General features: G+C 64.9%; 15 protein-coding genes. 7 read left to right on the plus strand and 8 right to left on the minus strand.

The window, feature by feature from the left end:
- Window positions 1–242: 242 nt before the first annotated feature.
- Both RMO51_RS22155 and xerD read right to left on the minus strand, forming a co-directional pair.
- Window positions 243–746 carry a hypothetical protein gene (locus RMO51_RS22155; RefSeq protein WP_310398172.1) on the minus strand — a complete coding sequence of 168 codons (504 nt, stop codon included), beginning with the start codon at window positions 744–746 and terminating at the stop codon, window positions 243–245.
- A gap of 79 nt (window positions 747–825) precedes the next feature.
- Window positions 826–1,725 carry a site-specific tyrosine recombinase XerD gene (gene xerD / locus RMO51_RS22160; protein WP_310398173.1) on the minus strand — a complete coding sequence of 300 codons (900 nt, stop codon included), beginning with the start codon at window positions 1,723–1,725 and terminating at the stop codon, window positions 826–828.
- Window positions 1,726–1,883: 158 nt separating this feature from the next.
- Here xerD and aroQ point away from each other — a divergent pair, with 158 nt between their 5' ends.
- The 5 genes from aroQ to RMO51_RS22185 all read left to right on the plus strand — a co-directional run bounded on the left by aroQ (window position 1,884) and on the right by RMO51_RS22185 (window position 6,866).
- Window positions 1,884–2,330, plus strand: coding sequence for a type II 3-dehydroquinate dehydratase (gene aroQ, locus RMO51_RS22165; RefSeq protein WP_310398174.1), 447 nt, complete (start codon window positions 1,884–1,886; stop codon window positions 2,328–2,330).
- Between the two features lie 208 nt (window positions 2,331–2,538).
- Complete coding sequence (locus RMO51_RS22170) at window positions 2,539–3,615, plus strand: aminotransferase class V-fold PLP-dependent enzyme (RefSeq protein ID WP_310398175.1); 1,077 nt, start codon at window positions 2,539–2,541, stop codon at window positions 3,613–3,615.
- Between the two features lie 107 nt (window positions 3,616–3,722).
- On the plus strand, window positions 3,723–4,184 hold the full coding sequence (gene rnhA / locus RMO51_RS22175; RefSeq protein WP_310398187.1) for a ribonuclease HI: 462 nt from the start codon (window positions 3,723–3,725) through the stop codon (window positions 4,182–4,184).
- Window positions 4,185–4,333: 149 nt separating this feature from the next.
- On the plus strand, window positions 4,334–5,815 hold the full coding sequence (locus RMO51_RS22180; protein ID WP_310398176.1) for a DUF6056 family protein: 1,482 nt from the start codon (window positions 4,334–4,336) through the stop codon (window positions 5,813–5,815).
- A gap of 325 nt (window positions 5,816–6,140) precedes the next feature.
- Window positions 6,141–6,866: a methyltransferase gene (locus RMO51_RS22185; protein ID WP_310398177.1), complete on the plus strand. Its 726-nt coding sequence runs from the start codon at window positions 6,141–6,143 to the stop codon at window positions 6,864–6,866.
- A 40-nt stretch (window positions 6,867–6,906) separates the two neighbouring features.
- Here the strand turns inward: RMO51_RS22185 and RMO51_RS22190 are convergent, their stop codons facing one another.
- The 3 genes from RMO51_RS22190 to RMO51_RS22200 all read right to left on the minus strand — a co-directional run bounded on the left by RMO51_RS22190 (window position 6,907) and on the right by RMO51_RS22200 (window position 10,032).
- A complete protein-coding gene (locus RMO51_RS22190) occupies window positions 6,907–7,614 on the minus strand; it encodes an ATP-binding cassette domain-containing protein (RefSeq protein WP_310398178.1) in 708 nt (235 codons plus the stop codon).
- 41 nt (window positions 7,615–7,655) lie between these two features.
- On the minus strand, window positions 7,656–8,600 hold the full coding sequence (locus tag RMO51_RS22195) for a hypothetical protein (protein WP_310398179.1): 945 nt from the start codon (window positions 8,598–8,600) through the stop codon (window positions 7,656–7,658).
- Window positions 8,601–8,685: 85 nt separating this feature from the next.
- Complete coding sequence (locus RMO51_RS22200) at window positions 8,686–10,032, minus strand: saccharopine dehydrogenase C-terminal domain-containing protein (protein WP_310398181.1); 1,347 nt, start codon at window positions 10,030–10,032, stop codon at window positions 8,686–8,688.
- Between the two features lie 291 nt (window positions 10,033–10,323).
- On the opposite strand from RMO51_RS22200, the gene RMO51_RS22205 reads away from it, so the two are divergent.
- Window positions 10,324–10,821: a cytidine deaminase gene (locus tag RMO51_RS22205; protein WP_310398182.1), complete on the plus strand. Its 498-nt coding sequence runs from the start codon at window positions 10,324–10,326 to the stop codon at window positions 10,819–10,821.
- Window positions 10,822–10,900: 79 nt separating this feature from the next.
- Window positions 10,901–11,557 (plus strand): phospholipase, encoded by a 657-nt coding sequence (locus RMO51_RS22210; protein WP_310398183.1) that lies wholly within the window; start codon window positions 10,901–10,903, stop codon window positions 11,555–11,557.
- Between the two features lie 79 nt (window positions 11,558–11,636).
- Here RMO51_RS22210 and RMO51_RS22215 read toward each other — a convergent pair whose 3' ends face one another.
- From RMO51_RS22215 to ubiE, 3 genes are all read right to left on the minus strand, one after another.
- Window positions 11,637–12,383, minus strand: a complete 747-nt coding sequence (locus tag RMO51_RS22215) for an SDR family NAD(P)-dependent oxidoreductase (RefSeq protein WP_310398184.1) — start codon at window positions 12,381–12,383, stop codon at window positions 11,637–11,639.
- A gap of 80 nt (window positions 12,384–12,463) precedes the next feature.
- Window positions 12,464–13,267 (minus strand): porin family protein, encoded by an 804-nt coding sequence (locus tag RMO51_RS22220; RefSeq protein ID WP_310398185.1) that lies wholly within the window; start codon window positions 13,265–13,267, stop codon window positions 12,464–12,466.
- Window positions 13,216–13,944: a bifunctional demethylmenaquinone methyltransferase/2-methoxy-6-polyprenyl-1,4-benzoquinol methylase UbiE gene (ubiE, locus tag RMO51_RS22225; protein ID WP_310398186.1), complete on the minus strand. Its 729-nt coding sequence runs from the start codon at window positions 13,942–13,944 to the stop codon at window positions 13,216–13,218. The genes RMO51_RS22220 and ubiE overlap by 52 nt, the downstream gene beginning before the upstream one ends.
- Between the last annotated feature and the right edge of the window lie 264 nt (window positions 13,945–14,208).

Here is a 14,208-nt window from a genome sequence, read left to right on the forward strand (position 1 = left end):
TCGGAGGCGGGGGCGGCCGGGCGGGGCTCGTTGCGGCGCGCGGCGGCCGGCTCGGCGGGGCGGTTGGCCGCGGAGCCAGCGGGTGGATTTCGGTATCGGTTATCGGCCATTCGACAAGGGCGTAAAGGCCAAATTTACGCAATTAACCCGCGCTCCCGGTCTTTCCCACGCCAAACCGTAACGCCGACAACTCCCGGCCAGCGCCCGGCCGCCGAAAACCCGGAAACCTGCTGCCCCCGCCCCTACTCGATGGTCGTCTCGGACGCCACGCTGGCTTGCATCTCGTAGCCGGCCGGAATGGTGGCATCCTTGCCCTTTTTCAGCAGAAACAAGGGGCTGACCACCACGGCCAGCCCGATGGCGGCGCCCTTGGTATCGTTGCCGGCCGAAGTATTGCCGCTGCCGGTCAGGGGCACCATTTGGCCGTCCACGGCCTGCACCACCGTCGGCTTGATGGCCAGGCTACCTTCTTTGCCCATGCCCTTGCGTTGCTCGGCGCTGGTTACCTGCGCGCTACCGGAGGCCCCGGCTTTGATGACGGCCCGGCCGCTCACCATCACGTCGTACTTCACGCGCAGGCCCACCGTCTGGCCCGTCTGAGCATCCCTCGACGAGAGCAAGGTGGTGGTTTCAAGCACCACGAGCGTGCCGGCCTTGAGCACCGTGCGGGCCGGGGCATGGGCCTGGGAAATGAGGCTCAGCAGCAGCGTGCCGCTGGCCAGAAGCGGGCGAAAAGAGGCTTTCATATCAGAAAATGAGGTTAAGGCATTGCAATATATGCCAATAATTTAGCACTCGCAACAGCCGCACCGGACGGTCATTTTTCTAGCTGCGGGGGTGAAATTCGGTGATGACTTGGCGCAGGTAGTCGCGGTCGAGGTGGGTGTAGATTTCGGTGGTCGTGATGCTGGCGTGGCCCAGCATTTCCTGCACGGCCCGCAGGTCGGCCCCGCCCTCGATGAGGTGGGTGGCGAAGGAATGCCGCAGCGTGTGCGGGCTGATGGTTTTGCGCAGGCCCGCCTGCTCGGCCAGCTTTTTGAGCGTGGTGAAGACCGTGATGCGCGAGAGCGGCCGGCCGCGCTGGCTGAGAAACGCAAAATCTTCGCTGCCGCTCTTGATGTCGAGGTGCCCGCGCACGCCGCTGAGGTAGAAGTTGAGGTGCTTGAGCGCCTCGCGGCCAATGGGCACCAGCCGCTCCTTGTTGCCCTTGCCCACCACTTTCACGAAGCCTTGCTCGGCGTACATGTTCGACAGGCGCAGGTCGCACAGCTCGCTCACGCGCAGGCCCGACGAATACATGACTTCGAGCAGGGCGCGGGCCCGCAGGCCGTCGTTGGTGCTCAGGTCGATGGCGGCCAGCAGCTGCTCCACTTCGGGGTAGCTAAGGGTGTCGGGCAGGTGACGGCCGGTTTTCGGGGCTTCGAGGGTATCGGTGGGGTCCAGCTTGAGCAGGTCCTCCATGATGAGGAAGTTGAAGAAAGCCTTGAGGCCCGACAGCGTGCGGGCCTGCGAGGTGGCGCCCAGGCCCAGGCCTTGCAGCGTGGCCAGGAAGTCGCGCAGCACGGGCGTAGTCACCTGCGTGGGGCCCACGTGCAGCCGCGCCAGCACCAGAAACTGCTGCAGCTTGGTCACGTCACGCACGTAAGCCTCCACCGAGTTGGGCGACAGGGACTTTTCGAGCTGCAGGTAGCCCTGAAATTGATGGATGGCAACGGGCCAGGTCATTTTTTCAGTTATCAGTGGGCAGTGAGCAGTGAGCAATTGCGGCGCACAAGTCTAGCTTGCGGCTGCAAAGGTCGAGAAACGAAGCTGGCTGGTTGAACGCGCAAACACCGCTCCCGCTGACCATTGCTAACTGCTCACTGATAACTGCTCACTAAAAAATGGACATTCTCCTTCTCAACGGCCCGAATCTGAACCTGCTGGGCCGCCGCGAGCCGGGCATTTATGGCAACCGCTCGTTCGAAGATTTTCTCCCCGAGTTGGAAGCCGCGTTTCCAAAGCTGAAGCTTACCCATTTCCAATCGAACCACGAGGGCGCGCTCATCGACAAGCTGCACGAAGTAGGCTTTTCGCACCACGGCATCGTGCTCAACGCCGGGGGCTACACCCACACCAGCGTGGCCCTGGCCGATGCCGTGGCCGCCATTGCCGCGCCCGTGGTGGAGGTGCACCTGAGCAACCTGGCCGCCCGCGAAGACTTCCGCCAGAAAAGCCTGCTGGGGCGGTACTGCGCGGGCAGCATCAGCGGTTTCGGGCTGGAAAGCTACCGGCTGGCGGTGCAATGGTTCGTGAACCAGCAGCCCAAGCGCGTCGGGTTTCGGGTGTGAGCCTGCCCGAACCGCGGATTGGTCGGATTGCACGGATTGGTCGGATTTCGGAGACGATGCGCGGATGCCGGCCAGCGGCACGGCTTTGGAGCCGGCTTTCCGGCCAGGGCCGCAAAGAAGAACCGCCGCGGCGCACGAACTTTGCCCCGCGCACCGCCGCCGGTACTCGTCCCCAAAATCCGACCAATCCGCTTAATCCGATAACTCCGTGGTTCAGAAATACACCTTCAACCCCGGGCCCGCGGCCGTGTACCCCGCCGTGCGCCAGTACCTGGCCGACGCCTTCGACGAGGGCTGGCTCTCGGCCCCCCACCGCTCCGAGAAGGTGACCAGCCTGGTGCGCCAGACCGTGGCCGACCTGAAAATCAAGCTCAACGTGCCCCAGGACTACACCGTCCTGTTCACGGGCTCGGCCACCGAGAGCTGGGAAATCCTCGCCCAGAGCCTGACGCCCCGCCGCAGCTTTCACCTCCACAACGGGGACTTTGGCGAGAAATGGCTGAAGTACGCCCAGGCCCTGCGGCCCGCCAGCACCGGCCTGGCCTTCGGGCTGGAAGAAGTGCCCGACGTGGCGGCCCTCCCCTTCGCGGCCGACGACACCGACCTGGTGTGCATCACCCAAAACGAAACCAGCACCGCCACCCAGCTGCGCGAGGGCTTCGTTCTGAACCTCTACAACCGCCTGGGCGGCGCCCTGCTGGCCGTGGACGCGACTAGCTCGCTGGCTGGGCTTAACCTCAAATACATCAAGGCCGACGTCTGGTTTGGCTCGGTGCAGAAATGCTTCGGGCTGCCGGCGGGCCTGGGCGTGCTCATTCTCTCGCCGCGGGCCGTGGCCCAGGCCAAGGCCGTGAACGACCGGGCGCACTACAACGCCCTGCCCGCCATGCTGGCCCAGATGCTCAATTTCCAGACCAACTACACGCCCAACGTCCTCGGCATTTACCTGCTGGGCCGGGTGCTGGCCGACCGCGAGCCCATCAAAGCCGTGCACCAGCACCTGGTGGACCGGGCCCAGAAACTGTACGACTTCTTCGAGCAGGCCACGCCGCTCCAGCCCCTCATTGCCAACCTCGAAACCCGCTCCACCACCGTCATCGGCCTGAAAGGGGAAGCCAGCACCATTGAGGAAATCAAGCGCAAAGCCCTCGAAGCGGGCCTGCACCTGGGCAGCGGCTACGGCCCGCTGAAAAACACCACCGTGCGCATCGCCAACTTTCCGGCCGTGCCCGATGCCGCTTTTGAGGCGCTGGTGCAGTTTTTTGCCAAAGAATTTCCAGGGTAAGGGGATGGGGGGAAAGGTAATGAAGTGATGAGGCATGATTAATTCCTAACTCGCTCGCCCCCTTCATCACTCCGTTGCCCCATCGCCTTGCCACCTCACCACCAGCCATGATTCACCTGTTCACCGACGGCTCGGCGCGCGGCAACCCCGGGCCGGGCGGCTACGGCGCCATCCTGCGCTACGGCCCCCACGAAAAGGAGCTGACCCAGGGCTTCCGCCGCACCACCAACAACCGCATGGAGCTACTGGCCGTCATCGCCGGCCTCGAAGCCGTGACCCGGCCCGAGTTGCCCATCCGCGTGGTATCGGACTCCAAGTACGTGGTCGATGCCGTGGAAAAACGCTGGGTATTCGGCTGGGAAAAAAAGCCCGACTTCGGCAAAAAAGCCAACGAGGATTTGTGGCGCCGCTTTCTGAAGATTTACCGCCAGCGCAAGGTCAGCTTCCACTGGATAAAGGGCCACGCCGGCCACGCGGAGAACGAGCGCTGCGACGTGCTGGCCGTGCAAAGCGCCCTGGGCAAGGGCCTGCTGGTGGACGAAGGCTACGAGTTGATAATGAACGGTTAGAAGGTAGTGCCCGAGCTGCCCCGTCGGCGGAGGCAAAACGCGTGAACCGGGTTGGTCAACTCAAGCGAGTTAGGCTGGCAGTGCCGCAGGGCCCCATTTGACTTGCCCAGCCAATAGCAGAACTACTAATGCATCCTACTTTTCAACCTATGAAACCTGTTTTGGCACCCGCTGCTTCCCGCCTTCGGCAATTGCCCGCCCGCCTGGGGGAAGTGCTCATCTGGCTGAGCGTGCTGCCGTTTTTCGTGCTCTGCTGGTTTGCGCATCCTTCGGCAGACGACTTTCTGCAGGCCAACGACGTGGCCAAGCACGGGCACTGGGGCTACGTGAGCTACCTGTATTTTCACTGGACCGGGCGCTACACGGCCATGCTGGGCTGGAGCTTCCTCAATCCGGTTTCGTACGGGCACGACAAGGCCGGCTACGGGCTCGTGTGCTTTCTGCTGCTCGGGGCCATGCTGGGTGCGCTGGTGTGGCTGCTGCGCACGCTGCTGCGCGGGGCCGGCCTGACCGCGCGGCAGCTTGGGCAAGCCGGGGCGGGCCTGCTGCTGCTAATTGCTTTCCAGTTGCCCAACACCGCGGAATGGGTGTACTGGCTCACCAGCGCCTTCAACTACCTGGTGCCGGGGATTTTATTGCTGCTGGCGCTGGCGACCCTCACGCTGCATATCCGGCAGGAGCAACCCGCCCGACCCTATCACCTGGTGAGCACGGCCGTCTTGCTGGTGCTAGCCGTGGGTTGCAACGAGACCATTGCCGTGCCCGTGCTACTGACCACCTGGGGCGTGGTGCTGCACGCATCGCGGCAGCAGCGGCGGCCGGTGGGCTGGGGAGTGGCGCTGGCCGTGAGCGCGGGTTGCGCGGTGGCGTTTCTGGCGCCCGGCAACACCGCGCGCGTGGTGGAGGAGCAAGTCGCGTCGCCGGGCGTGGTGGGGTGCGGGCTGCGCATCATCAACTTCGGGACTTACTGCCTGGTCAACTGGCTGGGCAACGGCGTGCTGGTGGTGGTCACGGTGTTGCTCGTGCCGGTGTTTGCCCGGCTGGCCCGGCGGCCACTGCCCCTTCACCAACTGGTGCGGCAGCCCCTGCTGCTTACGTTGCTGGTTCCGGCTTTCCTGGCCGCCGGCCTTTTTCCCGTTATCTGGGTTAGCGGCAACGTCCCGCCGCCCCGCGCCCAAAATCTGCTCTACCTGTGCTTCACCGTAAACTGGCTGCTGGCGGCCTACGCCTGGGTGTTCTACTTTGTCAGGAGCGCGCCCGATTTGGCCTTGTTCCGCTTGCCCGCTTTCGCCCGGTGGTTGTTGCTGGCGTGGCTGCCCTTGGTCTTATTTACCGATTACAACCACCACCAGCGCGACCCCGGCTACCGCTTCAGCACCAACAACACCTTGCTGGCCTACCGCGATTTGCTGCACGGACGCGCCACCCGCTACGACCAACAGCTCACGGCTCGCTACCGGTACCTACGCTCCACTCCCAGCGCCGACGTACGGATAGACACGCTAGCCGACCGGCCGGTTACCATTTTCTTCAGCGACATTTCGCCAAATAAAGACAACTGGGACAACCGGGCCTACGCGGAGTTTTTCCGCCAGAAATCCATCGTTGCCGAACCAGCCCCACCGTGGTAATCGCCCCTTGGAGCGGAGCACCAAATCCACCCGCTGCGCTTGCTTCCTGGGGTGCAAGGTGGTGCAAGACCGGGTTGAGTGGCAGCATCGGGGCAGGACCCAACTGACGATGGCCGTAGCTGCGGGCCCCGGTGTGCCGCCCGATGGCCCGGCTACAAGGCCGCCGGTGGGGGACGCAGCTGCGGGCAATCCGGCGTGGGGGGGGCCATTTAACTGGTCCAACCAATAGCAATTCCTAACAGTGGTCAGGGGCTGATGAGGGGGGAGTAATTTAGCGCGCCCATGACCAATCGTCAATCACCAACGGGTAACTACTTGCACCTCCTTGCCCAACGACTACTTCCAGTTCCAGCAATTCCGCGTTGAGCAAAGCCGCTGCGCCATGAAGGTGAGCACCGACGCCTGCCTGCTGGGTGCAGTGGCCGACCTCGCTGGCGCCACCCGCCTGCTGGACATTGGCACCGGCACCGGCCTGCTGGCCCTGATGGCCGCCCAGCGGCACCCCACGGTCGTCATCGAAGCCGTTGAGCGGGAAGCCGCCGCCGCCGCGCAGGCCGCCGCCAACGCCGCGGCCAGCCCCTGGGCTGCCCGCATCCGCGTGTGGCCGCTGAGCCTGGCCGCGTACGCGGCCAGCCGCCCCGCCGCGTTTAGCCACGTGGTGTGCAACCCGCCGTTCTTCCGGCAGGCGCTGCGCTCGCCCAACGCGGCCCGCACCACGGCCCGGCACGAAGCCGCGGACACGCTCACCTTTGAAGCGCTGGCCAGCTTTGCCGCCGACTTTCTCGCGCCGGGTGGCCGGCTCACCGTATTGTTGCCGCCGGCGGAAATGAGAGATTTTGAGGAAACTGCGGCCGCGGCGCAGCTGTATCCGGCCACGCGGCTAGTGGTGCGGCACCGGCCCGACGGCCGGCCGCTGCGGCATATCGTCGGTTTTCAGCGCGCGAAGGTGCTGATAAGAGCTACGGAAATGACCGTGCGGGCCGCCGGGGATGACGCCGTTTACTCGGCCGAATTCCAGGCCTTGCTCGCGGGCTTTTACTTGGCGCTTTAGCTACCCGAAGCGCTTACCCGGCTCTGTTTTGTTGGGCGGGCTACGGGCCGGAAGTAACCATCAGCGCATCAAGCAGCCCCAGCTTTTCCTGGTGTAGGCTATTGAGCAGGTCCTGCTCCAGCGTGGCAAACTCGGCGGCGACGTAGTGGCGCTGCACGCGCCCGGCCACCAGCACGGTGATTTCGTCGGCCGTTTCGGTAAGGGCCCCTAGCAGGTGGGAAGTGAGCAGGATGCCCGTCCCCCGGTTGCGCAGGCGCCGCAGCATTTCCTTGAGCAGCAGGTTGGCTTCCAAATCCAGGCCGTTGAAGGGCTCGTCCAGAATCAGATAGTCGAAGTCCTGCACCAGCAGGGCGAGCAGGGCCAGTTTTTTGCGCATGCCGGCCGAGTATTCGTCGGCGTACTGGTCGAGCGGCAGCTCCAGCAGGCGGTTCCAGCCGGTGAAATCCGTCAGGGGCCGGTTGCGGGCTTGAAGGCAGAACTCCAGGTACTCGCGCCCGGTGAGCCGGGGGTAGAAGTAGGGTTCGTAGGGCAGCAGGCCGGTGTGCTCGCGGATGGGCCGACCGGCGGTGTCGCACACGGTGCCGCCGAAGTCCGTTTCCAAGCCGCACAGGCAGTTCAGCAATGTGGTTTTGCCCGCGCCGTTGGCCCCCACCAGCCCGTGAACGGCGCCCGGCAGCAGCGCCAGGCTCACGTCGTGCAGCACCACGTGCCGGCCATAGGCTTTGCGTAGATTCTTTATTTCGAGCATGGATGATGCAGATTATTATTGCTTAAATCTCGACCCAATGCTCACGAATCAACCCTTTTTGAATATCCCAACACGGCCCGCAGCCGCCGCTGGCTCTGCCAGATGAGCCCGCCCGCCGCCACCAGCAGCAGGGGCGGGTACACCGGGTTGCCCGGCAGTGCCATTGCCACTCCAACCACCAGCGCCTGGATTGTGCGGATGTGCATGGCGTTGGGATAGAAGGCGTATTTGGCCAGAATAAGCAGCCCCAGCAGCCCCAGCCAAGCCAGCATCACGGCCCCCGCCCCGCCCACCCCGGCCGGGCCCGTAGCCAGCAGCCACCCAAACGGCGCCGCCGTGAGCGCCGCGTAGCCCAGGCCCAACGCCAGGCGCCGTCGCAGGAATTGTCCGGGCCCGCGGGCGGCCAGCACCAGCATGGTCACGGGTTCGGGCACGCCGTAGCAGGCCAGCAACACCAGCAGCCAGCCGGCCAGGGCCAGCACGGGCCCCAGCGGCGAGGCGTGCTGCCAAAGGGCGGCGGCCAGCAGCACCAGCCAAGCGCCCCCCCCGCCCGCTCGCATCCCGCTCACCCACTCAAAGGCCTCGCTGCGAAACACGCTGCGGGCGCGGTGACGCGTGCTACGGGCTTCCCGGGCGGCGGGCAATGCGGCCGCCCACGGCGCCAGAAACAACGTGAGCCCACTGGCGCCCCAGTCTCCGAAAACCAAAAGGAGCAGGGCCACGGGCGAGGCCCAAACCAAGTACTCCACCGCGAGCCAGCGCCGGAAATCAGGCGCGCTGGTGGCCAAGAAACGCAGGTCGGCCCGCTGGCGGTGCGCCGAGGCGAGCAGCAGCGCCACGCCCACCGGCACGGCCCACTGCCCCCGCGGGTGCGTGGCAGCCGTACCCAATGCCCGGCCCCCGGCCGCGAGCAACATGGGCCCCAGCACAGCCAGCCGCACCCACCCGATTTCGCGCAGCTGGCGACCAAGGAGCCGGCGGCGCATTCTCAAATAAGCTAAAATAAGCTAGTAGGGCGGGCATGGCGCGGCCTTAACGGACCCAACTGGCGCGGTATTGCACGGGCCGGGCTCAGCGCTCTTCCTCGGTGAAGCTTATGCCATACTCCGCCGCCAGCTCGTTCAGAATGGGTTCGTAGAGCTTGGCGGCGGTGGGCAAGAGCACGCCACGCGACGCTACTTCGCCCCGCGCCAGCCGGCGCACGGCCATGCCCAACGGCAGGCCCACGGTCTTGGCCATGCCGGTGTGGGTGGCGTCTTCCCCCACCACGGCCAGCGAGGAGGTCAGGTGCCGGGTGGCGCCACCCAGCTCAAACCCGAACCGGTGCTGCATCACAATCAGGTCGTGGTCCTGGGGCTGAAGCTGCCATTTTTCGCCGAGCAGGCGTTCGAGCAGTTGGGCGGGCGTGGCGTGGGCGTGCCCCACGGGCCGGGCCGAGAACAGCCCCAGCCAATGCAGGCGGCCCATTTCTTCACCGATGGGGTTCAGGCCCAGGTAGGCGGCCAGGCGCGCGGGCAGGTCGAGATGCGGAATGAGGGAGGCGGGCAGGTAGGCTTCCACCAGCTCGGCCCAGGTCATGGTCGCGGCGTTGCCCAGGTTCACCGAGTCGTCGGTCAGGCCCAGGCGCACCAGCGCGTGCCAGGCGGCGCAGTAGCCCGGCCGGCGCAGGGTGCCGCGCAGGATGGTGGGAATGTCATCGAGCCCGTAAGGCGCGCGGTAGCCGAGCGAGTCGCGGTTGGCGTAGCCCTCAAACTCGCCGTGCCCGGGCACGGACAGCGTCTCGGTTCGGGCAAATAGCTGCTGGTAAGGCACGAAGCGCGGCCGGCCATTTTCAAGGTACATGGCGGTGCTCTGGCCGGCCAGCACCACGTTGCGCGGGTTCCAGGTGAATTTGTACTTCCAGGGATTGTCGGCCTCCGCCGCCGGAGCCAGCAGCCCGCCGCAGTACGACTTGAAGGAAGTGAGCCGCCCGCCCCGCGCCCGGATGTGCTCAATGGCCCGCATGGCCGACATGTGGTCGAGGCCGGGGTCGAGGCCGCACTCCATGAGCAGCGTCACGCCGGCCGCCACGGCCGGCTCGTGCAGCGCCCGGATTTCGGGGCTCACGTAGCTGGCCGTGGCCAGGTGCCGCCGGTGCCGCACGCAGGCCCGCGCCACCACCGGGTGCAGCGCGGCGGGCAGCATGGAAATCACCACGTCGGCCTGCTCCACCAACTCGTCCAGCAGCGCGTCGTTTTCGACTCCGAACGGCACCGCCCGGGCGTATTCCGAATGCGCGGCGAGCACCGGCACCAAATGAGCCGGGTTGGCGTCGGCCACGGTCAAAAACCAATTTTCGGTGGGCGCGTGGCGCAGCAGGTACTGAATGAGGGAAGCAGCCGAGCGGCCGGCCCCGAGCAACAACAGGCGGGTGGTCATGCGGCAAAAGTACGGTTGGGCGCTGCGCTCAGGAGTGAGCAGTGAGCAGTGAGCAGTGGGCAGGGAGCAAGGAGCAAGGAGCAAGGAGCAAAAGGAACGTCATGTCGAGCTTGCCGAGACATCTCGCGCGCTTCGTTGCCCGATTGAGTTACTGCCGCACGCGAGATGCTTCGGCTACGCTCAGCATGACGTTCCTTTTGCGCACTGCTTACTGCTCATTGCGCATTGCGCATTCTTCATTCCTCATTAAGCGCAGCGTCATTACCTTCGCCGCCCCCTTAGCCCGACCGCATGGCCCGCAATTCCCGCCAGCAGCTTATTACCTACGAAGAGCTGGACTCCGCCACCGACCTCACCGGCCCCGAGCAGGCCGCCTGGCAAGCCGCGCGCGAGGCCACTGCTGACGCCTACGCGCCCTATTCCGGCTTTCACGTGGGCGCGGCCCTGCTCCTGGCCGATGGCAGCATTTTCCGGGGCACCAACCAAGAGAATGCGGCTTATCCGTCCGGCCTCTGCGCCGAGCGCACCGCCCTCTTTGGCCTGGCGGCGGGCCAGCCGGCGCACGGGCCTATCGTGGGCATGGCGGTGGCCGCCCGGCCCAGCGGCGGCGATTTTGGCCCCGCCTTCCCCTGCGGCGCCTGCCGTCAGGTGATGCTGGAGTACGAGAGCCGCCAGGGCCAGCCCATTCCGCTGCTGCTGCCCGGACGCGACGGCACCATTCTGCGCTTCCAATCGCTGGCCGCCCTCATGCCATTCAGCTTTTCGGCCGATGATTTACGAAGTGAGTAGCTTCTGCGGGTTCCTCGCCGGTTTGGGCTGGCTGAAGGACCAATCCTGAACACTGACCGAGCAATTTGCAACGCCAAAAATGGCCGAACATCACCTCACCGTCACCCGCTCGGCCCGCTACCAGCAGCTCGGGCAACCGTCGCCCCAAACCAAACGCGTGTGGTTCGTGTGTCACGGCTACGGGCAGCTCGCGGCCTATTTTTCGCGCCACTTCGCGTTTCTTCCCGAAGCCGACCCAGCCACCGTCGTCATCGCCCCCGAAGGACTGTCCCGCTTCTACCTCAGCGGCAACGGCGGGCGGGTCGGCGCCAGCTGGATGACCCGCGACGACCGCCTGGCTGAAATCGACGACCACATTGGCTTTCTCAACCAGCTGGTTGACAAAATACTGGCCGAATGCCCCGCCGGTGTTCACGTCACGGTGCTGGGCTTTTCGCAGGGCACGGCCACCGTCAGCCGCTGGCTGGCCCAGGCTTCTTTCCGCCCCGCCCACCTCATCCTCTGGGCCGGTGGCTTTCCCGACGACTTAGCGCCGGACAGCGCCCGGCGCTTGCTGCAAGGCCTTAGACTAAGCTTGGTGGTTGGCACCGGGGATGAACACATTTCTCGCGCCCAAGCAGCCCAACAGCAGGAACACCTTCAGCAGCAAGGGGCTACCCCCGAGCTGCTCACCTTCGTCGGCAAGCACGAGCTAAACCGAACCATGCTGGAGCACCTCGCCGCAGTGGATAAGTAGCTTGCCGCAACGGGCCCCCATGCAGTGCTACGAAAGAGGAAGGTCCCACACTCAGGTCATTCCCGGCCGGAACCGGGGTTCACTTACGCACGATGGTAGTGGCGGCGCCTTGCGCGCCGGCCAGCACCAGCACCTCGGCAATGGTCACGCGCGGCGGCCGGGTCACCATGAACACGATGATGTCGGCCACGTCCTCAGGCTGCAGGGGTTCAAAGCCCTCGTACACCTTGGCCGCCCGGGCTTCGTCGCCCTTGAAGCGAATCCGAGAAAACTCGGTTTCCACCGCGCCGGGGTTCACTTCGGCCACCCGCACGCCGGTGGGCAGCAAGTCCAGGCGCATGGTTTTGGTGAGCATGGCCACGGCCGCTTTGCTCGCGCAATACACATTGCCGTTGGCGTAGGCCTCGTGCCCGGCCACCGACCCCACGTTCACAATGAAACCCGTCTGTCGCGCCGTCATGCCCGGCAGCAGCGCCTGGGTCACGTTCAGGAGGCCGCGCACGTTGGCGTCCAGCATCAGGTCCCAATCGGCGGGGTCGCCGTCCTGGATGGGGGCCAACCCGTGGGCGCCGCCGGCGTTGTTCACCAGCACGTCGGGCGCTTGCAGTTCGGCCGGCAGCGTGGCCACGGCCGCCAGCACCGCCGCCCGGTCGCGCACGTCAAACGCCAGCACGTGCACCGGCACCGGCGCCAGCTCAGCCGCCAGCTCTTCCAGTCGCCCACGCCGCCGGCCGCACACCACTAGCCGGAAACCGGCCCCGGCCAAAGCCACAGCCGCGGCCCGGCCGATGCCCGACGATGCGCCGGTGATGAATGCAGTTTTCATTGAATAGTTGGCAGTTGGCAGTTGCTCGTTGTCAGTTTCCCGTCAATGTTTTCCAACAACTGACAACGAGCAACTGCCAACTAATTCTGAATGTTGATGTACAGCGTGACCGAATTGGTGCTCATGCTTTGCAAGCTGCGGCTGAACACGTCCCTGCGCGTCTCCAGCAAATTGCGGAGCCCGTGCGAGAAGCGCAGCTCCGGCGCCAGCTTAAACAGCGGGTAGAACAGGTCCAGCCCCACGCCGTACTCCAGGGCCAGGTCGCTGTCGAGGGCCCGCAACTGATTACGCTGCGGGTCGCTGCGGCGGGTGCTGGCCGTGAAAGTGGGGTTGAGCCCGGCAATCATGTACATGCGCGCGTTGCGCCGCCGGTCCGACTGGTACTTGAGCAGCAGCGGAAACTGGACGGTGGTGGAGGTGATTTCCTGGTCCTGAATCGAGTCGGGGTTGGGGTAGCCCCGCGGCTTGAACTCCACTTTTTGGGTCAGAAAGACGACGCCGGGCGCGAGGCGCAGGATAAAGGGCGAATCCGGCCCGCCCAAACGCGCGTCCCCGATGAACCCCACGCCCAGACTGGGGCTGTAAATGGGGTTGGCCGTGATGTTTTGCCGCTGAATGTAGTAAGCCGACTGCTCGATGCGGTAGCGGGAAGCCGTGAAGGCCAGGTACATTCCGGGATGAAGCCACCGGTCGTCGTAGGCCGGTAGGTTGTTGACCGTGATGGACTTCACCTGGCCCGACCGGTTGCGGTTGGCCCGCGAACTGGCTTTGCGCTGCGCCACCGCTACCGTGGGCAGCAGCAACGCCAGCAGGCCCAGCAGGAAAAAGCGGTTTAATTGTGCGCCGTGTAAATGGAGCTGATGCCGAAGGTGAGGGGTTGCCATGCAGGTTCTTTGAAGCCGACTTTGGCTAGAATGGCCAAAAAATCGGAGCCGTCGGGAAATGCTTGCACCGAGGCGGGCAAGTAGGTGTAGGCGGATTGGTCCTTGGAAATCATCTTCCCAAAAACGGGCAGTACCTGACGGAAATAAAAATTATACGCTTGCTTGAGCGGAAACGCGGTGGGCTTGCTGAATTCCAGAATGACCAGCTTGCCGCCCGGCCGCAGCACGCGGCGCATTTCGGCCAGCCCGGCCTCCAAATGCGCGAAGTTGCGCACCCCAAACGAAGCCGTGACCGCATCAAACTCGCCGTCCGCAAAGGGCAGGTTTTCCGAGTCGCCGAGCTCCAGCCGAATGCGGTGGCCCAAGCCCTTGGCGGCCAGCTTGCGGCGGCCCACTTCCAGCATTCCCTCCGAGATGTCCACGCCCGTCACGTGGGCATCGGGGGCGACGGTGCGCAGGGTTTCAATGGCAAAGTCGGCGGTGCCGGTGGCAATGTCCAGGATGCGCGCCGGGCGCAGGGCCTTGAGTTCGTTCACCGCCTTGCGCCGCCAGTAAATGTCGGTGCCGGCGCTGAGGAAATGGTTGAGGAAATCGTACTTGCCCGCGATGGAATTGAACATCTGGGCCACCTGCGATTTCTTGTCGGCGGAATTGTCTTTGTAGGGTACTACGGCCATGAGCGGGCGCAAGGAACGAGGATGAAGCGGAAAAATTGTCCTTCCCCAACGCCGAACCGGGTCAGTTTGTTGGCAAAGGTCGCCGCAAAAGCCGCCCGGTGGGCCGGCCCGGCCAGTCAAAAAAACGGGCCGGACAAATTGCCCGGCCCGCTCCCCTGCTTATTGACCTAAACGAGCACTAGTTTTTGGCCTTAATCTTGGTTTTTTCGCCGCTGGCGTCCTTGGCTTTGCCGTCCAACTCCCCGTCCTTGGTGGTTGTCTTGG

The sequence above is a fragment of the Hymenobacter sp. genome, assembly GCF_031398885.1.
Taxonomy (GTDB): Bacteria; Bacteroidota; Bacteroidia; order Cytophagales; family Hymenobacteraceae; genus Hymenobacter.